The sequence below is a fragment of the Brevundimonas sp. Marseille-Q4549 genome (assembly GCF_976940555.1).
On sequence record NZ_CDRHXG010000001.1, the window covers coordinates 545,139 to 564,305 of the forward strand.

Genomic DNA, 19,167 nt, shown 5'->3' on the forward strand with positions numbered 1-19,167 from the left:
GGAGCCGGAACATAAGCTGTTCCCATGTCCGCCGCCATCGCTCTGGAACTGGTCTTCAGCCGCCCCGAAACCACCCTGTCGGTCACGCGCGGGGCGGCGCGGCTGATGCTGGATATGGGTTATGCGCCGTTGTTGGAAGTCTGCTTGCCCAACGGCCGCCGCGCCGATGTCATGGCCCTGGGGCCCAAGGGCGACATCGTCATCTGCGAGGTGAAATCGGGACTGGACGACTATCGCGTCGATCGCAAATGGCCCGAATACGCCCCCTTCTGCGACGCCTTCTACTTCGCCGTGGCGCCTGAATTTCCGCAAGGAATCCTGCCGGAAGAACCGGGCCTGATCGTCGCCGACGCTTTCGGCGGGGCGATGGTGCGCGACGCCCCTGTCACGCCGCTGGCCCCGGCGCGGCGCAAGGCCCTGACCCTGGCCTTCGCCCGGCTGGGGGCGCTGCGCACGATGCGCGACTGATCCGTCAGAGGCGACGGAAGACGGCCGGTGCGAAACCCTCGGCGACCAGACGCGTCTCGACCTCGGCCAGGGTTTCGATCACCACCCCCTTGCCGCCGGTCGCGTGGATGATGCGCGCATCGTCGATCATCAAGGCCGAATGACCGGTCCAGTCGAGATCGCCGCGCGGCGCCAGCCAGACGACGATGTCTCCGCGCTTCAAGACGCCGTCCGTCACCGCCCGACCCAGTTGGGCCTGAGCGTCCGACCGGCGCGGCCCCGCCCGACCGCAAGCCAGGAGCGCCTGTTGCACCAGGCCCGAACAGTCGGTGGAGATGGAAGATCGCGCGCCCAGTTCGTGCGGCCGGCCCAGCAGCCGCTCAGCCACCGCGACCAGGTCCGTCTCGAAAGCGCCGACGGGGCTAAGATCGGCCGCCTCCACGCCTTCGACGTCGTCGACGACCAGGGCGTTCAAAGGCAGGGCCGCGTCGACGGCCGAAACCCGACGGGTCGCCAGCGGCGCGCCGGGCGACAGGCTGTCCAGCACGACCCAGCCCACCACGCCGTCGCGGCGCGCCCGGCCCCAGGCGCGGCCGTCGGCCCGGTCCAGAACATCGAAAACCTCCCCATGCAGCAGCTGATCGATGCGCTGGTCGGCGTTGGACAGGATGTCGGCGACGGCGACGCGGCAATGCATCGCCTCGGTCCTGCGATAGGCCGACGCACGCACCAGCCCTTCCAGCGCCTGTTCCGCCAGGTCCGGTCTGGCGAGCCGCTCGCCGGGCGCAAGAAGGTCGAGGACGTCGCTCAAACGTGGACTCGCGTTACTGAACCCCCAGCCTTAGCCAAGGAAGGCGAACCGCCCGTTAACGCCGCCCCTTTTCCCGAAGAAAATCAGCCGAACGCCGTTCTTGACGCTTGTCGTTCATGGCGGATCACCCATGTCCTCCGCAGGGCCCGGCGGTCCGAAAATGAGGATCCTGCCTGTGCTGTTGATTTCGGTCTTGCTCATTGGTTTCGGCCTGACCGCTTGCGACCAGGGGCCCGTGGGCCGGTTTCTGCGCCGTCGACTGGTCGAGACGCCTGCTCGCCTGTTGTCGAACCTGTCGCGCGGTCAGCTCCTGGGACTGACCCTGGTTCTGCTTCTGGGCGGGGCCGCCGCGTTTCTTTTCGAGGCCGAGGGTCTCAGACTCTTTTCCATGACGGCGCCGGAGCTGACGACCTGGGTCATGGTGTTCGACGTGACCGTCGTCTTCGACATGGCCGTATTGACCCTGACGCTGCAGGCCGTCGCACGCGGACGCGACCTGAACCGCATCCTGCGCCGCGTGTTTCAGACGGTCGCGGCATACACTTCCGCAGTCGGACGACGACGGCGAACGCGTCGACGCCGTAAGCCCCGCGCGCCCCGCCCTGACGCCGACGACGCCGGACCGGGCCTCGTCTTCGCCTGAGCTCAACCGGCGTAGCGCCCTTTCAGCATGGCGTAGCAGGCGCGCAGGGCTTGCGCCTCGCCGCCCTCGGGGAAACCGGGGCGGGCGCGCGGGTTCCAGGCGAAGATGTCCATATGGGCCCAGACGCCCGTGGTCGGCGCGAACTTTTGCAGGAACAGGGCCGCCGTCACCGATCCGGCCTGGGCCCAGGCCGAGGAGTCGTTCTTGATGTCGGCGATCTCGGTGTCGAGCGCGGCGCGATAGCCGGGCCACAACGGCATCCGCCACAAGGGATCGCGCACCGCCGCGGCGGCCGCCAGCAGATCGGCGGCCAGAGCCTCGTCGTCGGTATAAAGCGGCGGCAGATCCGGCCCCAGGGCGATCCGCGCCGCCCCGGTCAGGGTGGCGAAGTCCAGCGTCAGGTCGGGTTCATGCTCGCCCGCCCGCGTCAGGGCGTCGGCCAGGATCAGCCGGCCCTCGGCGTCCGTATTGCCGATCTCTATCGTCAGACCCTTGCGGCTGTTCAGGATGTCGCCGGGCCGGAAGGCGTCGCCCGACACCGCGTTCTCCACCGCCGCCACGACGACGACCAGCCGCACGGGCAGGTCCGCCTGCATCACCAGCCGAGCCAGCGCCAGGGCGTGGGCCGAACCGCCCATGTCCTTCTTCATGTTGCGCATCCCGGCGGCGGGCTTCAGGTCCAGCCCGCCGGTGTCGAACACCACCCCCTTGCCGACCAGGGCGACCAGCGGCAGGTCGGTGCGGTCCAGCTTCCAGCCGATCTCGATCAGGCGTGGCGCCCGGTGCGGAGCGGCGGCGCGGCCGACCGCGTGGACCGCGGGATAGTTCTCGTCCAGCAAGGCGTCGCCGGTCGTGACCGTGATCGCGGCGCCCGCGCTCTCGGCGATCTCGCGGGCGATGGTCTCGATCTGCAGCGGCCCCATGTCGGCCGCCGGCGTGTCCACCATTTCGCGCGCCAGGGCGCAGGCCGCGACGATGCGCGACGCCTCGGCCCCATCCATTCCGGCGGGCGCGACCAGCCGCACGGGCGCCGTCTCGGGCCGGGCCTTGTAACGGTCGAAGACATAGGTCCCTAAAAGGAAGGCCAGGGCCGCCTGGCCGGCCGCCTCCTCGTCGAGGTCCAGCCGGTAGAGGCCGCCCGGAAGTCGCGTCGACAGCCCCCGCACGCTCATGGGATCGAAGGCCGCCCCCGCGCCGACCAGCACCTGATCGACCCCGCCTTCGGCGTCCGGCACGACCAGAACCTGACCGGCCTTGCCCTCGAACCCGTTCAGCGCCGCCCACCGACCGGCCGCGCCCTCCAGCGCCTGGCCCGACGCCGCGACGCGGATGGGGACCGCCGTCTCCCCCGTATCGGCGGCGACCAGCAGCGGATGAAGCAAGGACATGACGGACCTCGAAACGCGGTTAACGATCGGTTGACGCGAACAGGCGATTCTAGGGGCGACCGAGGACCGTCTGGACCTGAACCATGTCGCCCATGCCCGCCCTTCTCGCAACCACCGCCCTGATGTTCCTGTCCGCCGGTCCGTCCCTGGCGGCCGGACCGGAGTCGGCGCAGACCACGACGGCCCCGGCGGTCCGTACGCCCGCCTCGGCCCAGACCCGCGCCGCCTATGATCGGATGGACGCCCTGTCGCGCTCGGTCTTCTGGGCCAACGAACAGGAGATCGACCCCGCCGACCCCGTCGCCGGGGTCAGGCTGGCCCAGGCGCTGCGCGAACTGGGCCGCTACGACCAGGCGGCCGAGGCGGCCCAGGCCACCCTGACCGTCCAGCCCGCCAATCTGGAGGCCATGCTGGAACTGGGGCGCGCCCATATCGCGCGGGGTCAGGCCTTCTACGGCGTCGCCCCGCTGGAGCAAGCCCGGGCGTTGGCGCCGCGTGACTGGCGTCCCTGGTCGCTGCTGGGCGTCGCCTATGAACAGGTCAACCGCTTCGACGACGCCCGCGCCGCATGGAACCAGGCCCTGATCCTGTCGCCCGACAATCCCGACGTCCTGACCAACGCCGCCATGGCCGCCATGACCCACGGCGATGCGCCGGGCGCCGAGGCCCTGCTGCGCCGCGCCGCCGCCCAGCCGACCGCCTCCGGCCAGGTGCGCCAGAACCTGGCCATGGCGCTGGGCCTGCAAGGCAAGATGAGCGAGGCGGAACAGATCCTGCGCCGCGAGTTGCCCCCGCAACTGGCCGAACAGAACCTGGCCTGGCTGCGCGCGCGCGGCGGAATCGGCGCCGCCTCGACCGACACGGCCCGCACCTGGAATTCGCTGGGCGGCTGAGCTGTCCACCTTCCCCTGGCTCGCCCGCCGTTCTCGCAATGCGCTGCGGGAACAGGGCGCGACGCCTGTCCCGAAGGGCCACGATCCTCGACGCTTTTCATCGGGTCTGTTAGTCGCTCCTGAATGGTAGGGACAATCTCTTGAAATCACTTCTCCGATTTCTGCGCGCGCCTCTGGGTCCGATTCGGAAATATCAGCGCCTTCGGTCCGATACTCGCACACGTATCCGGCGCATCGAGACGATGGTCGAGCAGATGTCGGTTCAGCTTCAGGAAACGAATGTCGTGCTCCGCGACCTGGCCGTGCCGAGAGACGAGCTTTGGCGGGGCAAGCCGGACATGGTCGATGGAAGCCCGGCGAGCCGGGTTTTCGACCGTTCCGCTGTTTGCCGGCAGAACGATTTCGACCAACCCTATTTCGCCTATTGGACCAGAAGACTTGCGGAACCCCTGCGCTATCACCGTAAGGTGTGGGAGTTCGTCTTCATCGTTCAATCGCTTTGGGAGCGTGGAGCGATTAGGCCTGGCGCGCGGGGGCTCGGCTTTGGCGTGGGACAGGAACCGCTCAGCGCGCTTTTCGCCTCCGAAGGCTGCCTGATCGTCGCGACGGACATGACGCGCCAGCAGGCGATCGAATCGGGTTGGGCCGCCACCAATCAACACGCCGACGATCTCGCCGCGCTGCGTCGTCCCTTTTGCGCCGACGATGTCTTCGACGCGAACGTCAGTTTCGAACACTGCGACATGAACGCCGTGTCCGACCATCTCGTCGATTTCGACTTCTGCTGGTCGGCGTGCGCCCTGGAGCATCTGGGCTCCATCGCCGATGGCCTGTCGTTCGTCGAACGCTCGCTCGACTGTGTGAAACCAGGGGGACTGGTGGTGCATACCACCGAATACAATTTCAGTTCGAACGACCGCACCGTCGATCACGCGGACACGGTCCTGTTTCGCGAACGGGACCTCAGGGCGTTGGCGGCTCGCCTGGAGGCGCAGGGCCACTGGGTGGCGCCCCTGGATCTCGATCCGGGCGACCGCCCGGTCGATCGTTATGTAGACATGGCACCCTACAGGGATCAGCCGCACCTGAAAGTCGCCTTACGGGGGTTCGGAGCCACTTCGGTCGGGCTCATCATCCGCCGGTCCGACGTTTCCTGCCGACCGATTCACGAAACGGAGCTCGCGTGAACATTCGTCATATCCGTCAGAGGCTGGGCAGGCTTGTTCGTAGGGGGAAGCCTGCCAGTCCTGCGGCGGATGTCCGGCGCGCGCGGCGAGGGGGAAAGGGAGACTATTTCTACCTCGGGCCCGACCTGGCGCTCAAGCGTCTGTGCAACGGTCTGCTTCTGTATGTGGACCCGCAGGACGAACAGATCAGCGCCAACATCATCGCAGACGGGTTCTGGGAAACCTGGGTTCATGCCGTGGTGCAGGGCATTGTTCGGCCTGGAGACCGTATCCTCGAGATCGGAGGCAACGTCGGCTATTATACGATCGCAATGGCCGCGCTGGCCGGCTCGAAGGGTTCCGTCACGGTTCTGGAAGGCAATCCGCGCCTCGCGGGTCTGATCGAAAAATCTGTGCGGCTGAACGGCTTCGACCACCGCGTCCAAGTCGTCGCCAAGGCCGCGCTCGACGCGCCAGGCGAGATCGACTTCGTCACATCGCGCATCTTCTCCGGCGGCGGCTTCGTTTCGCAGTGGGACCTTCGCCCCTATGAGGACACGGTCGTCCTCAAGGTTCCGGCCGTACGGCTCGACGACATCGTCACCGAACCCGTCGATCTCATAAGAATCGATGCTGAAGGCTCGGAGCCTCTCATCCTTAAGGGCGCGGAAAGGCTGCTAAGGGAAAACGCCGATATCACGATCATAATGGAATGGAGCCCGATCCAGATCGCCGCACGCACCCCGCTCGAAACCTTCCTAAACTGGCTGACGAGCTTTGGCTTCAAGGCTTGGCGCATCACTCACGACGGCCGGATCGAGCCGATCGAGATGGATGTCTTGTCCGAAACAGCCGCCTGTGACTTGGTTCTGTCCCGAAAGGCGTCGATTCTGCCTAAGCGATACGTTGCTTAGGCGTTGGATCCGAGACATCCTTCCGACCTTGGAGCCAAACCGCCTCAAGCGGTTTCACATCGCGGCTCCCCGCCCTATCTTTCGCCCATGATCGACGATCTCTACAGCGCGCGCATCCTGACGCTTGCGGCGAATCTGCCGCACGCGGGCCGCCTGGCCGCGCCGGACGGGACCGGCGAACGGGTCGCCAAGCTGTGCGGCTCGCGCGCCACGGTCGATGTCGTGCTGGACGACCAGGGCTGCATCGCCGACTTCGCCCAGGACGTGAAGGCCTGCGCCCTGGGCCAGGCGGCCGCCGGCGTGCTGGGCCAGCACGTCGTCGGCGCCGACGCCGCCGAGATCGAACGAGCCCGCGACGCCATGCTCGCCATGCTGAAATCCGACGGCGACGGTCCGGACGGACGGTTCGAGGATTTGCGCCTGCTGAAACAGGTCGCCGCCTATCCCGCCCGCCACGCCTCGACCCTGGTCTCGCTGGAGGCGACGCTGGAGGCCGTCAACGCAGCGCTTGTGGCGCGAACTCGTCTCGCCGGCGCGGCCTGAAGGGCTCCGACCGGTTGATCCCCCTGCGGCAACAGGGGATAAGCGCGGCGAACCTATCCAGCCCCCGGCGAAGGGACCGATGTCTCTCTACGAACGCGGCGTCCGCGCGGCCCACCGAGGCTACAAGCTGACGCTGTCTCCCCTGATCGGCCAGCAGTGCCGGTTTCTGCCGACCTGTTCGGACTATGGGCGCGACGCCCTGATCCAGCACGGTCCGCTCAAGGGGGGATGGCTCACCGCGCGGCGTCTCTGTAAATGCCACCCCTTCGGAGAGTCGGGTTACGACCCCGTCCCGCCTGCAAAGACGAAACCATGATCGAACTGAAATTTCCCGACGGCGCCGTGCGTCAGTATCCGGACGGGTCCACCGGCCGCGACGTCGCCGCCGCCATCTCCCCCTCCCTGGCCAAGAAGGCGGCCCTGGTGGTCTGGAACGGCCAGCAACGCGACCTGGACCGCGTCATCGACGGCGACGGCGACTTCCGCCTGTTGATGCGCGACGACCCCGAGGCGCTGGAAACCATCCGTCACGACGCCGCCCACGTCCTGGCCCAGGCGGTGCAGGAGCTGTATCCGGACGTCCAGGTGACGATCGGTCCGGCCATCGAAGACGGCTTCTATTACGACTTCGCCCGCGCCGAGCCCTTCTCCACCGACGACTTCCCCAAGATCGAGAAGAAGATGGCCGAGATCGTGGATCGCGGCGCTCCTCTTGAACGCCAGGTCTGGAACCGCGACGAGGCGATCGCCCATTTCGAAAGGATCGGCGAGACCTACAAGGCCGAACTGATCCGCGACCTGCCCGACACTGAAACGATCACCGTCTACAAACAGGGCGAATGGGCCGATCTGTGTCGGGGGCCGCACTTCCCGACCACCAAATTCGTCGGCAAGGCCTTCAAGCTGACCAAGCTGGCCGGCGCCTATTGGCGCGGCGACAGCAACCGCGCCCAACTGCAGCGCATCTATGGCACGGCCTGGGCCAACCAGGCCGATCTCGACGCCTATCTGCAGCGGCTGGAAGAGGCCGAGAAGCGCGACCACCGCAAGCTGGGCCGCGCCATGGAGCTGTTCCATATGCAGGAGGAAGGCCGGGGCATGGTCTTCTGGCATCCCAAGGGCTGGGTCCTGTGGCGCGTGCTGGAGGCCTATATGCGCCGCCGCCTGGACGCCGCCGGCTACGTCGAGGTCAAGACGCCCCAGGTGTTGGACCGCAAATTCTGGGAACAGAGCGGCCACTGGGACAAATACCGGCCAAACATGTTCGTCTGCGAGACGGTCGAGGGCGAGGAACTGTCCCTCAAGCCCATGAACTGCCCGGGCCACGTCCAGATCTTCGATCAGGGCCAGCGGTCGTACCGCGAACTGCCGCTGCGCATGGCCGAGTTCGGCGCCTGCCACCGCTATGAGCCGTCGGGTTCGCTGCACGGCCTGATGCGGGTGCGCGGCTTCACCCAGGACGACGCCCACATCTTCTGCCGCGAGGACCAGATCGTCGAGGAGACGGCCGCCTTCATCAAACTGGCCCGCAGCGTCCACGCCGACCTGGGAATGGAGACCGCCTACATCAGCCTGGGCACCCGGCCAGAGAACCGCGCCGGCACGGACGAATTCTGGGACAAGGCCGAGACCCTGATGGCCGACGCGGCCCGCGCGGCGGGAACCGAGCCGGTTGTCACCCCCGGCGACGGCGCCTTCTACGCGCCCAAGCTGGATTTCATCGTCAAGGACGCCATCGGGCGCGAATGGACCTGCGGCACGATCCAGCTGGACTATGTCCTGCCGGAACGTCTGGGCGCGACCTACATCGGCGAGGACGGGCAGAAGCACCGGCCGGTCATGCTGCACCGGGCGATCCTGGGGTCGTTCGAACGGTTCATCGGCATCATGATCGAGAACTACGCTGGGGCCTTCCCGCTATGGCTGGCCCCGACACAGGTGGTGGTGGCCACCATCACCTCGGACGCCGACGGCTACGCCGAGGATGTCGCCGCACGGTTCCGCGCGGCGGGCCTGCGCGTCGAGACGGACCTGCGCAATGAGAAGATCAACTACAAGATCCGCGAACACTCGGTCGCCAAGGTTCCCGCCATCGCCGTCGTCGGCCGCAAGGAAGCCGAAGAAGGCAAGGTCGCCATCCGCCGCCTGGGCTCACAGGCCCAGACCGTCGTCACCGTCGAGGAGGCTATCGCCATCCTGACCGACGAAGCGACGCCGCCGGACCTGAAGCGTCTTCAGGCCTGACACCCGGCCCTGGAACTGAAAGCCCGCCTCGGACGACACCGGGGCGGGCTTTTTGCTGTCAGAGCTTCAGCGAAAATCAGTCGCGCAGCAGCTCGTTGACGCCGGTCTTGGCCCGTGTCTGCGCGTCCACACGCTTGACGATGACGGCGCAATACAGCGACGGGCCGCCGTTGGGGCCAGGCAGAGAACCCGGCACGACCACCGAATAGGCCGGCACCTCGCCCCGGAACACTTCGCCTGTCGCCCGGTCCACGATCTTGGTCGAGGCCGACAGATAGACGCCCATGGCCAGGACCGCCCCCTCGCGCACGATCACGCCCTCGGCGACCTCGGCGCGGGCGCCGATGAAACAACCGTCCTCGATGATGGTCGGATTGGCCTGGAGCGGCTCCAGCACGCCGCCGATGCCCGCACCGCCAGACAGATGGACGTTCTTGCCGATCTGGGCGCAGGAGCCGACCGTGGCCCAGGCGTCGACCATCGAACCCTCGTCGACGAAGGCCCCAATGTTCACGAACGACGGCATCAGCACAACGTTCTTGGCGATGTGCGCCCCGCGCCGCACGATGGCGCCGGGCACGGACCGAAAACCGGCCGCCTGATAATCGCCCGCGCTCCAGTCGCCGAACTTGTTGGGCACCTTGTCCCAGAAGGGACCGAGCGCCGCCGGGTGATCGGCCGACAGCGGGATGGTGGAAGCGTGACCCGCGCGCATGATCTGGTTGTCGTTCAGGCGGAAGGACAGCAGCACAGCCTTTTTCAGCCACTGATGGGTGATCCAATCCCCGTCCGCCCCGCGCGAGGCGACCCGCGCCTCACCGGAATCGAGCAAGGCCAGGGCTGTTTCGACCGCGTCGCGCACCTCGCCGCGCGTCGTGGCCGAGACGTTAGCCCGGTCTTCCCAGGCGGCTTCGATGACGGATTCCAGATGCGACAGGTCGGTCATGCGGCGTCCTTGAGATTCAAGTCGGAGAGGAAGTCGAGAAGGTCGGGGGCGACGATGTCGATATGGTCGCCCAGCGGCTTGCCGTGGCCGTCGCCGATCAGGATGGTGGTCATGCCCAGCGCCTTGGCCGGCTCAAGATTTTTGGGCGTGTCCTCGAAGAAGGCGGCGCGGTGGGGCGCGATGTCGAACCGCTCCAGCATCCGCCGAAAGGTCGCCGGGTTCGGTTTGGGCGTCAGGTCGCCGTCCTCGATGGCGAAGACGCCGGCGAAACAGTCCGAAATCCCGATCCGATCCAGCACCCGATACGCATAGTCGCGCGCGCCGTTGGTGAAGACGAAACACCGACCCGGCAGGGCCTTCAACCGTTCGGCCAGACGTGGATTCGGCTCCACCGAATCCAGCGGCACGTCATGCACTTCCTTCAGGAAACGGTCGGTGTCGACGGCGTAGTTGGCCATCAAGCCCGCCAGGGTCGTGCCGTGTTCGTCCAGAAACTGGCGCTGCATCACCGCCGCCTCGCCGGGCGCAAGGCCCACCGCCTCGACCACGAAGGCGTTGATCCGCGCCTGGACCAGCCGCATCAGCCCCTGCTCGCGCGGGTACAGGGTGTCGTCCATGTCGAACACCCAGGCGTTTACGTGCGACAGGTCGATCAAGACGCCTTCACCAGGGTGCCGGCGCCGAACTCGGTGAACAGCTCGACCAGCATGGCGTGCGGCCGCCGGCCGTCCAGGATGACCACGGCCTCGACGCCTGCGCGCACCGCCGCCATCGCCGTCTCCAGCTTGGGGATCATGCCGCCGGTGGCGACTCCGGTGTCGATCAGGTTCTGCGCCTCGTCCAGCGTCATCTGGCGGATGATCTCGCCGTCCGCGCCCTTGACCCCGGCGACGTCGGTCAGCAGCAGCATCCGCTTGGCGTTCAGCGATCCGGCGATGGCGCCCGCCACGGTGTCGGCGTTGACGTTGTAGGTCTGGCCGTCCTCGGCCACGCCGATCGGGGCGATGACCGGCACCCAGTCCTCGGTCTCCGACGCGATCAGTCCGGCGATCAGCTTGGGATCGACCTTGGTCGGTTCGCCGACGAAGCCCAGATCGACCTCGTGTTCGATCATGCTGTCGGGATCGCGCTTGGTCCGGCGCGTCTTTTCGACCGTCAGCAGGCCCGCGTCCTTGCCCGACAGGCCGACGCCGCGCACGTCGGCCTCCTTGCCGGCCATGGTGATCCAGTGGGCGATTTCCTTGTTCACCGCGCCCGACAGCACCATTTCGGCGACCTCCATCGTCGCCGGATCGGTCACGCGCAACCCATCGACAAACGCCGACTTCACGCCCGCCTTGTCCAACATGGCGCTGATCTGCGGCCCGCCGCCGTGCACCACGACCGGGTTGACCCCCATCAGCTTCAGCAGCACCACATCGGCCGCAAACTGCTTGGCCACGGCGCTCTCGCCCATGGCGTGGCCGCCGTATTTGATGACCACGGTCTTACGGTCATAGACCTGGATATACGGCAGGGCCTCGGCGAGCGTCTTCGCCGTCTCCCAACTGCGTTCCTCGGACTGGCGCTCTGTTTCGTTCATCGTGCGCGGGAAATAGCGGGGGACGGGGGTGGTGTCACGTGGGGAGATCGCCGACTGTGGCCAACCGGCGTTGACGGCGCCGATGGCAGCATCATCATGACGCCAGTCAGCCGTCAGGACCTATCATGGACAACAAACGCATAGAGATACTCGAGCGCTATATTGTCGCCACCAAACACTCGGCCCTGAACATATATTATCGCACGTTAGGAAATCGACCAATCCGTTGCATCATATGCAATAGCGTCCATCAGAGCCAGGATCTGAAAACGTCGATCAGCGTCTGCCGGTTCGGCGGCGGCGAACTTATCCGTTATTATTGCAGGATTTGTGGAGCGTTGTTCGGTCCGGAAAAAATGCTCGCCATGGACGAATTCGAGTTATCGTCCGAATACGAAATTCTTTACGCTTCCTACAAAGAGGGCGATACAGCCGAAGACACAGCGCGCACGTTTCACGCGCTCGAGCCAAAACCGGGCGACGTCTATCTGGACTGGGGATGCGGATGGTGGTCGTCATCCCTTCTCGCGCTCAGGGCTGATGGATGGAACGTCTGGGGATACGAGCCGACGCCCGGCCCGGGCTCTGAGTTCGTTATCAGCGACCTCGGCCAAGTCGCGCCCGGTCTGGCAGGCATATATTCGAACAACACAATCGAACACTTCACAGATCCCGTCGCCGAGTTCAGGAAGATGAGGGCCCTGCTGAAAACAGGCGCACGGATGGCGCATTCCTCTCCCTGTTACGAGGAGCGTTATCTGGACACACGTTTTCACACCATCTTCTATCTGGACAAAAGCATTGACGCCGTCGCCCAAGCGTCAGGATTTCGGACGGTTCTTCGCAAGCAGGACGGCGAATACATCAATACCGTTTTCCAGGCGGCCTAAAGTCGCGAAAAGCAGTGTAGGCTTGCCAAGATGGCCATGCGCGCTAGGGTGTCGCAGCCACAGCCGCAGGGACCTCGACCATGCCTAACATGCTCAATAGCCGAGCCTTCAACACAGCGTTCAGCGGCGATGCGTTCGACAATCCCTCGGGCGAGGGTTTTGCGTCCACCGGAGGCTCGTCGATTTCCAGCGTCTATGTTTGCGGCTGCTGCGGACTTCTTATTTCAGACGGCGTCAATGACGGCCATCAGGCCGCGATCACCAATATCGAGAGTCGAGGCGGCCTTTATCCGAACGGCAAAATGTCGCTCACCAACACGGACGCAGGCGTTCAGATCACCCGCGGCAATGCATCCTGGGTGACGGTTGGACAGCCTCTGGGCACCGCGGCGACCGTCAGCTTCGCCTTCCGGGCGACAGCGCCGACGTCCATGCCCACCGACACGGCGGGATTCACACAATTCACCGCCGTGCAGATCGCCGCCACGCTTCTAGCACTGAGGGCGTGGTCGGATGTGGCGAACATCACCTTCCAGCGCGTCGACGAGGGGTCTGGCTACTCGAACAACGCCTCGATCCTGTTTGGCAACTACGCCACCGGGCAGAACGGCGCGGCCGCCTTCGCCTATGGCCCCGGCAATACGGCGGCCAATTCCGTCTCCGGCGACGTATGGGTCAACTCCTCCCTGAGCTACAATATCTCACCGGTAAATCTGGGCTATGGACAACAAGTCCTCACGCACGAAATCGGCCACGCCCTAGGCCTGAAACATCCAGGAGATTACAACGCCAGCGAGGGCGTGACGATCACCTATCAAAACAGCGCCTCGTATTTCGAAGATTCTCGTCAATACAGCTTGATGAGCTACTTCTCAGAAACAAACACCGGCGCTTCTTTCTTGGGGTCGTACGCCTCTGCACCACTACTTGACGACATCTCGGCGATTCAGCGCCTCTACGGCGCCAACATGACGACCCGGACCGGCGACACGATCTACGGCTACAACTCCAACACGGGCCTGGCCTGGTATGCGCCCGACATGATGGGCAGGATGATCTTCGCCGTCTGGGACGCCGGCGGAACCGACACCCTGGATTTTTCGGGCTTCTCCGGCTCGCAGACGATCGACCTGCGGCAAGGACATTTCTCAAGCGTCGTTGGCCTAGTCGGCAATGTCTCGATCGCCGTCGGCGCGGTTATCGAGAACGCGATCGGAGGAACTGGCGACGATACGATTTTCGGCAATGCCGCCGACAACCTGATCACCGGCAACGGAGGAAACGACCAGATCGACGGAGGCCTCGGAACAGACACGGTCGTCTTCTCGGGGCAGCGTAGCGATTACCAAATATCGTGGGACGGTCAGGTGGGAACCGTCTCGGTCAATGGCGGTGCGGTTACAACCGTTCGAAACGTCGAGTTCCTCCGCTTCGCCGATCAGACGGTTACGCTTGAGCCTAGTGGACCCCTGACTGTCGTGGGGGACATCACGGACAACCTGATCAATGGAACGACGTTCGGCGACAGCCTGGGCGGCGCCGGCGGCGCGGACATCCTGAACGGCTTCGGCGGCAACGATTACCTCAACGGCGGCTCCGGCAACGACACGCTGGATGGCGGAGACGGCGACGACACCCTGGTCGGCGGTTCCGGGGACGACGTCATGATCGGCGGCGCCGGATGGGACGTCGCCGACTACACGGAAACGACGCTTGGCCTGAACGCCGATCTGGCCACCGGCGTCGTCCGGAGCGGATTCGATACCGACACTCTTTCCGGCGTCGAGCAAATCAACGGGACACGGGCGAACGATGTCATTCGCGGCGACGCGGGGGCGAACATCATTCGCGGCGGCGGCGGCGCGGACAGGCTTTACGGCGGCGACGGCGACGACCAGCTGTTCGCCGGGGAAGGCGGCAACGGGGAAGCGCCGGACATCTACAAGACACGTAGCGTCGCCAACGCTTCCATCGGCACAGCGATCAGCATCGACGACGGCTTCGACACGCTGCGGAGAGAAGGCATCGCCGATGTCGTCATGCCCCACGCCACGGTCCTGGCCCAAACGCATGGCGGAATTGAATATTATGCTGTGACAGTTGGCGCTGGCGGCGTTCTGCTCGTCGATATCGACGATGCATCATTCGATTCGACAGTTCGCATATTCGATTCCAATGGCGTCGAAATCGCCCAGAACGACGACACGCCGTCGTCCAACGCGGAGGGCGCGTCACAGAATTCCTATCTGAGCATTCAGGTTCAGACGGCCGGAATCTATTATATTCAGGTCGGCCAGTTCGCCAGCACGCTGCCAAATGGCGGCTTTACGACCTCTGGCGCTCCGGTCGGCAACCGATACACCATGCATGTTTCGGTCAGCACCCATACGGTTGCGAGCACCGCCTTCACCGGGAGCCTTCTGGACGGCGGCGCGGGCAACGACATCCTCAACGGCAGTATAGCGAATGACACGCTTCTCGGCGGGGATGGAGACGACCGCCTGTACGGGGGCGGCGGCGACGACATTTTGGACGGCGGTGCGGGTCTGGACACGGCCGTCTATATCGGCGCTCGATCCGCCTACACGATTTCGACGGTGAACGGCGTCACGACCGTTCGTGGACCGGACGGTGAAGATCGGCTGACGAATGTGGAACGTCTGCAGTTCGACGATGCGATCGTTTCGATCGACGAAGGGGTCAGGGTGTCGGGTACGGCGGCCGATGACGCGCTGAACGGCACAGCAGGGAACGACATTCTCTCAGGCCTGGACGGAAACGACACGTTGAACGGTCTGGGGGGAGACGACATCCTGTTTGGCGGTGCGGGCCGCGATCACCTGAACGGCGGAGCCGGAATCGATACGGCCTGGTATGAAAACACTGGCGGTGGCGTGCTGATCGTGGATCTTCTCAATCCGTCGGAAAACACTGGAGAAGCCGCAGGCGACACCTATGACTCGATCGAACGCGTCGTGGGATCGACAGGCGACGATATAATTCGCGGGACCTTGTCCACTGACTACTTCGTCGGACGTGAAGGCAACGACATCTTCCTCGGCCGCGGCGGAGGCGATTGGTACGACGGCGGCGCGGGCATCGACACCGTCTGGTACGATGAGCAGGCCATCGTCGATCTCGTTTTGTCGTTCACGAACGGCGGCGCTGCGGCCGGCGACCACTACACTTCGATCGAGCGCGTCGTGGGATCGAATTTCGACGACATCATGCGGGGCACCGGCGGTACTGACTATTTCGTTGGCCGAGGCGGCAACGACATCTTCCAGGGCCGAGGCGGCGGCGACTGGTTCGACGGCGGCGATGGCGTCGATACGGTCTGGTACGACACGGAAGTAACCGTCGATCTGATGGACTCCAGCAGCAACACCGGCGCGGCCGCAGGTGATCGCTACCAATCCATCGAACGGATCGTGGGGTCGGAAATTGGCAACGACATTCTCAGAGGCACAGCTGGAACGGATTATTTTGTCGGCAGGGCGGGCCACGACATCTTCCTCGGCCGCGGCGGCGGCGACTGGTACGACGGCGGCGAAGGCATAGACACCGTCTGGTATGATACGGCGGCAGTCGTGGATCTGGCCGGCTTGACCGAAAACGGCGGCGCGGCGATGGGGGATCACTACCTCTCCATCGAACGGGTAGTGGGATCGAATGAGGCGGACATCATCCGCGGCACCGACAACGCGGATTATATGGTAGGCCGCGACGGCGACGACATCTTCCTCGGCCGCGGCGGCGGCGACACCTTCGACGGCGGCGACGGCATCGATACGGTCTGGTACGACGTTGGCGTTGCCGGTGGGACCTTGCTGATCGACCTCATTAACTCGGGTCGCAACACGGGAGAGGCCGCAGGGGACACCTACACCTCGATAGAACGGGTCGTGTCGTCCAACAGCGCCGATTACGTGCTGGGGACGCAGAATCGCGATTACATTCTGGCGCGCGACGGCGACGACACGATCGAAGGCCGCGGCGGCGATGACGTCATCGACGCTGGCGCCGGCGCCGATCGCATCGCAGGCGGGCTGGGCGCGGACATCTTGACGGGCGGGGAAGGGCGTGACGCCTTCGTCTATTTCGCCGCAGCCGAAGGGGGGGACCTGATAACCGACTTCCATTCGGGCGAGGATGTGCTCGAGTTCCGTGGCTTCGGCCTGACGGGTGACAATTGGTTCGTCAACGGAGTCACGGCGACCGGAAGCGGCCCGCAAATCCTGTGGGATGCCGCAACGGGCCGAGTCATGTGGGATCCGGACGGCGCGGGAGCCGCAGGAGCCGCGCTCATCGCCACCTTGCAGGCAGGCGCGACGCTGAAATCGTCCGATATCGTGCGCGTCGATTCCACGTCTTCGGCAAAGGCCGAGGCCTTCGAACATATTCAAACGTTGCCGGGGCCTTCGGACTTCTTCGACACAAGCCCCCAGATCCATCCGCTTCCGGAAGAGAAAGTGTCCGACCTATTTTCCCTCGATAGCGATTTGATCCACATCTCCCAACGCGATCTCTGGTTCTCGGTCGCCGATCACAACTGGATGATATAAAGCCCGTCTCCCTTCGCATGTTTCATGTTGCGGAAACGGAGAGGCTGCATGGCTCGGGCTTGCATAGACGGCTGGAATCTTTCACTCGCGAAGGGTTCCGGCATCGCCACATATGCGCGAAATTTGGCGACAGCCCTGTCCCAGAATGGTGTGGAAATCGAAATTCTTCACGGCCCCGCCGGCCCGCAGACATCGAATCCGCTGCTGAAGGAAATCAGCCTTAGTGACGCACGTAAGACCGCGCGCAAGGCGGGCCTGACCCGCGCCGCCTCCACAATCCTGTCTCGTTTCGGACGCGCCGCGCGGTCCGTGGAAGAAAGCGGACTCATCGTCGGCAGGGACGACATGCCACCGGCCCAGAGACATTGGGCGGCCTGTGACATCTTCTCGACCGCGAACCGGGCGCACACGCTTTATGGAACCTTCACGCCGCTGACCTTTGAAACGTCGTCCGACGGACGACGCGGGCCACATGCCATGCATTGGACCACGCCACTTCCGATCTATGCCCGTCGCTCCGCGAACATCTACACCGTACATGATATCATCCCTCTGAAGCTTCCCCATTCAACGCTTGATCACAAACAGCGTTATTACGAACTGATGAAATCGATCGTGCAACGCGCTGACCTCTTGCTTTCCGTTTCTGACACCACGCGCACTGATCTGATCCAGCTTCTCGGCGCGGATGAAAATCGGGTCATCACGACTTATCAGGCGATAGCGACGCCTGAACGGCAGAGCTCGGACGACGACGTCGCCAATGATTTGCAAACGCTTCATGGCCTAGGCTTCAAGGATTATTTCCTTTTCTTCGGCGCCGTAGAGCCCAAAAAGAATGTATCAAGATTGATCCAAGCCTATTTGCAGAGTCGGGTCTCCACGCCACTGGTGATCGTCGCCGGTCGAGATTGGCTGGCCCAGGAAGATCTCGCTCTTCTCGCGCATGCGTCTGCGAGCGACAGCGGAGTCAGGCGTTTCGACTATCTTCCAGCGCCGCTTTTGAAGAATCTTATCCAGGGTGCCAAGGCGACGCTGTTTCCCTCTCTCTATGAGGGGTTCGGATTGCCCATTCTCGAGTCTATGACGGCCGGAACGGCGGTTATGACATCCAACGTATCGGCGACGGCGGAAATCGCGGGCGATGCGGCACTCATCGTCGACCCCCGCAGTCTGGACGATATGCGGACCGCCATTATCGCATTGGACACGGACGATGATTTGCGAAAATCGTTGGAGACCGCCGGTCGCTTACGCGCCGGCACCTTCTCGATCGATGCCTATAAACAACGCCTAAAGGGTGCCTATGGCGCGCTTGGACTCTGAATGACACTCGAAAAACAGCCTGCTTTCCAAGCATCCATCGGTATCCTTGTAACACCAGGCGAAAATAGTGACCAATGGCTGGAGAAAGCACACGCCTTTCGAGCGCGGCACGCCGAAAGCGCCGTTCATGTGAGCATGTCCGTGGACGAGGCCCTAACGCTCCAGGCCAATGAATGGCTGATCGTCCTCTCGACTCCATCATCGTTATCGGCCGAGTTCAGCGTTAATCAGGCGCGAGATCTTTCGCGGTTGTTCTCTCATGCGCTGGAGACAGGCGGCAGGTGCGGATTTGCGGGCTCGTGTTCCGGTGACGAGGCCATGAGCGCCGTCGTGGAGACTTTCACACGAGAGGTCGTCGAACCTGCGCTGGGAGCGGGAACCTGGCCCCAGGAACTTCTGCTGTTTGGCCGTCAAGGCGGCTCGACTGATATTTCCTTCGCCATGATGCATGTCAATGAGAGTCGCCTGGTCGCCGGCGCTCCGCCATTGACGTTCGACATGACGGGCCGTCCTGATGTCCTGATCTGGGGACCTCACATGACTTTGCCGTCGGGAGAGTGGCGCTTGAGTGTGGGATTCGAGATAGACAAAACCGCCTCGACTCAAATCCTGAGGTTCGAGTGGGGGAGCCTCGAAGCATACGAACGCCATGATATCGCGTTGGACAGAGCGGGGCTCTACGACATCATCCTGGATACCCATTGGGAAAGAGAAGCCGTCGCCGAATTCCGGATTTCGGCAGCCCACGCAGTGTTCGCCGGCACGCTTCGCATATTGTCGGTGGCGATCGGACGCGCGTCCGGTTAGCC

At 64.3% G+C, this 19,167-nt stretch carries 17 protein-coding genes; 12 read left to right on the forward strand and 5 right to left on the reverse strand.

Annotated features, from left to right (window positions below; all coding sequences use genetic code 11):
- The first annotated feature begins 24 nt into the window (after positions 1 to 24).
- Positions 25 to 468, forward strand: a complete 444-nt coding sequence (mmcB, locus tag ACWPV3_RS02840; protein ID WP_453976759.1) for a DNA repair putative endonuclease MmcB — start codon at positions 25 to 27, stop codon at positions 466 to 468.
- Positions 469 to 472: 4 nt separating this feature from the next.
- On the opposite strand, the gene ACWPV3_RS02845 is transcribed toward mmcB, so the two are convergent.
- Entirely contained in the window at positions 473 to 1,258 is a 786-nt protein-coding gene (locus ACWPV3_RS02845) for a C40 family peptidase (RefSeq protein WP_453976760.1), read from the reverse strand.
- Positions 1,259 to 1,418: 160 nt separating this feature from the next.
- Between ACWPV3_RS02845 and ACWPV3_RS02850 the strand changes: the two genes are divergently transcribed.
- Positions 1,419 to 1,901, forward strand: coding sequence for a hypothetical protein (locus tag ACWPV3_RS02850; RefSeq protein ID WP_453976761.1), 483 nt, complete (start codon positions 1,419 to 1,421; stop codon positions 1,899 to 1,901).
- Positions 1,902 to 1,903: 2 nt separating this feature from the next.
- Here the strand turns inward: ACWPV3_RS02850 and ACWPV3_RS02855 are convergent, their stop codons facing one another.
- Entirely contained in the window at positions 1,904 to 3,289 is a 1,386-nt protein-coding gene (locus ACWPV3_RS02855) for a leucyl aminopeptidase family protein (protein WP_453976762.1), read from the reverse strand.
- 83 nt (positions 3,290 to 3,372) lie between these two features.
- Between ACWPV3_RS02855 and ACWPV3_RS02860 the strand changes: the two genes are divergently transcribed.
- The 6 genes from ACWPV3_RS02860 (at position 3,373) to thrS (ending at position 9,049) form a co-directional block, all read left to right on the forward strand.
- Positions 3,373 to 4,182, forward strand: coding sequence for a tetratricopeptide repeat protein (locus tag ACWPV3_RS02860; protein WP_453976763.1), 810 nt, complete (start codon positions 3,373 to 3,375; stop codon positions 4,180 to 4,182).
- A gap of 140 nt (positions 4,183 to 4,322) precedes the next feature.
- On the forward strand, positions 4,323 to 5,369 hold the full coding sequence (locus ACWPV3_RS02865; RefSeq protein ID WP_453976764.1) for a hypothetical protein: 1,047 nt from the start codon (positions 4,323 to 4,325) through the stop codon (positions 5,367 to 5,369).
- Positions 5,366 to 6,262, forward strand: a complete 897-nt coding sequence (locus ACWPV3_RS02870; protein WP_453976765.1) for an FkbM family methyltransferase — start codon at positions 5,366 to 5,368, stop codon at positions 6,260 to 6,262. Before ACWPV3_RS02865 ends, ACWPV3_RS02870 begins: the two co-directional genes overlap by 4 nt.
- A gap of 87 nt (positions 6,263 to 6,349) precedes the next feature.
- Positions 6,350 to 6,805 (forward strand): iron-sulfur cluster assembly scaffold protein, encoded by a 456-nt coding sequence (locus ACWPV3_RS02875; protein ID WP_453976766.1) that lies wholly within the window; start codon positions 6,350 to 6,352, stop codon positions 6,803 to 6,805.
- 79 nt (positions 6,806 to 6,884) lie between these two features.
- Positions 6,885 to 7,121 (forward strand): membrane protein insertion efficiency factor YidD, encoded by a 237-nt coding sequence (yidD, locus tag ACWPV3_RS02880; protein ID WP_453976767.1) that lies wholly within the window; start codon positions 6,885 to 6,887, stop codon positions 7,119 to 7,121.
- Positions 7,118 to 9,049 carry a threonine--tRNA ligase gene (thrS, locus tag ACWPV3_RS02885; RefSeq protein WP_453976768.1) on the forward strand — a complete coding sequence of 644 codons (1,932 nt, stop codon included), beginning with the start codon at positions 7,118 to 7,120 and terminating at the stop codon, positions 9,047 to 9,049. Before yidD ends, thrS begins: the two co-directional genes overlap by 4 nt.
- Positions 9,050 to 9,125: 76 nt before the next feature.
- Here the strand turns inward: thrS and dapD are convergent, their stop codons facing one another.
- From dapD to argB, 3 genes are read right to left on the reverse strand one after another with little or no spacing between them, the layout of a single operon-like run.
- On the reverse strand, positions 9,126 to 9,995 hold the full coding sequence (gene dapD, locus ACWPV3_RS02890) for a 2,3,4,5-tetrahydropyridine-2,6-dicarboxylate N-succinyltransferase (protein ID WP_453976769.1): 870 nt from the start codon (positions 9,993 to 9,995) through the stop codon (positions 9,126 to 9,128).
- Positions 9,992 to 10,651, reverse strand: a complete 660-nt coding sequence (locus ACWPV3_RS02895) for a pyrimidine 5'-nucleotidase (protein WP_453976770.1) — start codon at positions 10,649 to 10,651, stop codon at positions 9,992 to 9,994. Before ACWPV3_RS02895 ends, dapD begins: the two co-directional genes overlap by 4 nt.
- Positions 10,648 to 11,577, reverse strand: coding sequence for an acetylglutamate kinase (argB, locus tag ACWPV3_RS02900; protein WP_453976771.1), 930 nt, complete (start codon positions 11,575 to 11,577; stop codon positions 10,648 to 10,650). The genes ACWPV3_RS02895 and argB overlap by 4 nt, the downstream gene beginning before the upstream one ends.
- A 125-nt stretch (positions 11,578 to 11,702) precedes the next feature.
- Here argB and ACWPV3_RS02905 point away from each other — a divergent pair, with 125 nt between their 5' ends.
- The 4 genes from ACWPV3_RS02905 to ACWPV3_RS02920 all read left to right on the forward strand — a co-directional run bounded on the left by ACWPV3_RS02905 (position 11,703) and on the right by ACWPV3_RS02920 (position 19,165).
- Positions 11,703 to 12,467: a class I SAM-dependent methyltransferase gene (locus ACWPV3_RS02905; protein ID WP_453976772.1), complete on the forward strand. Its 765-nt coding sequence runs from the start codon at positions 11,703 to 11,705 to the stop codon at positions 12,465 to 12,467.
- Between the two features lie 80 nt (positions 12,468 to 12,547).
- Positions 12,548 to 17,032 (forward strand): M57 family metalloprotease, encoded by a 4,485-nt coding sequence (locus ACWPV3_RS02910; protein ID WP_453976773.1) that lies wholly within the window; start codon positions 12,548 to 12,550, stop codon positions 17,030 to 17,032.
- A gap of 48 nt (positions 17,033 to 17,080) precedes the next feature.
- A complete protein-coding gene (locus tag ACWPV3_RS02915) occupies positions 17,081 to 18,358 on the forward strand; it encodes a glycosyltransferase family 4 protein (RefSeq protein WP_453976774.1) in 1,278 nt (425 codons plus the stop codon).
- Positions 18,359 to 19,165, forward strand: coding sequence for a hypothetical protein (locus ACWPV3_RS02920; RefSeq protein ID WP_453976775.1), 807 nt, complete (start codon positions 18,359 to 18,361; stop codon positions 19,163 to 19,165).
- Positions 19,166 to 19,167 lie beyond the last annotated feature (2 nt).

Excerpts from the sequence above, each read along its gene's own strand:
- ACWPV3_RS02910 (WP_453976773.1), top strand. The coding sequence starts at position 12,548 with ATGCCTAACATGCTCAATAGCCGAGCCTTCAACACAGCGTTCAGCGGC.
- ACWPV3_RS02915 (WP_453976774.1), top strand. The coding sequence starts at position 17,081 with ATGGCTCGGGCTTGCATAGACGGCTGGAATCTTTCACTCGCGAAGGGT.
- mmcB (WP_453976759.1), top strand. The coding sequence starts at position 25 with ATGTCCGCCGCCATCGCTCTGGAACTGGTCTTCAGCCGCCCCGAAACC.
- ACWPV3_RS02920 (WP_453976775.1), top strand. The coding sequence starts at position 18,359 with ATGACACTCGAAAAACAGCCTGCTTTCCAAGCATCCATCGGTATCCTT.
- thrS (WP_453976768.1), top strand. The coding sequence starts at position 7,118 with ATGATCGAACTGAAATTTCCCGACGGCGCCGTGCGTCAGTATCCGGAC.
- ACWPV3_RS02850 (WP_453976761.1), top strand. The coding sequence starts at position 1,419 with ATGAGGATCCTGCCTGTGCTGTTGATTTCGGTCTTGCTCATTGGTTTC.
- ACWPV3_RS02860 (WP_453976763.1), top strand. The coding sequence starts at position 3,373 with ATGTCGCCCATGCCCGCCCTTCTCGCAACCACCGCCCTGATGTTCCTG.
- yidD (WP_453976767.1), top strand. The coding sequence starts at position 6,885 with ATGTCTCTCTACGAACGCGGCGTCCGCGCGGCCCACCGAGGCTACAAG.
- argB (WP_453976771.1), bottom strand. The coding sequence starts at position 11,577 with ATGAACGAAACAGAGCGCCAGTCCGAGGAACGCAGTTGGGAGACGGCG.
- dapD (WP_453976769.1), bottom strand. The coding sequence starts at position 9,995 with ATGACCGACCTGTCGCATCTGGAATCCGTCATCGAAGCCGCCTGGGAA.
- ACWPV3_RS02855 (WP_453976762.1), bottom strand. The coding sequence starts at position 3,289 with ATGTCCTTGCTTCATCCGCTGCTGGTCGCCGCCGATACGGGGGAGACG.
- ACWPV3_RS02875 (WP_453976766.1), top strand. The coding sequence starts at position 6,350 with ATGATCGACGATCTCTACAGCGCGCGCATCCTGACGCTTGCGGCGAAT.
- ACWPV3_RS02905 (WP_453976772.1), top strand. The coding sequence starts at position 11,703 with ATGGACAACAAACGCATAGAGATACTCGAGCGCTATATTGTCGCCACC.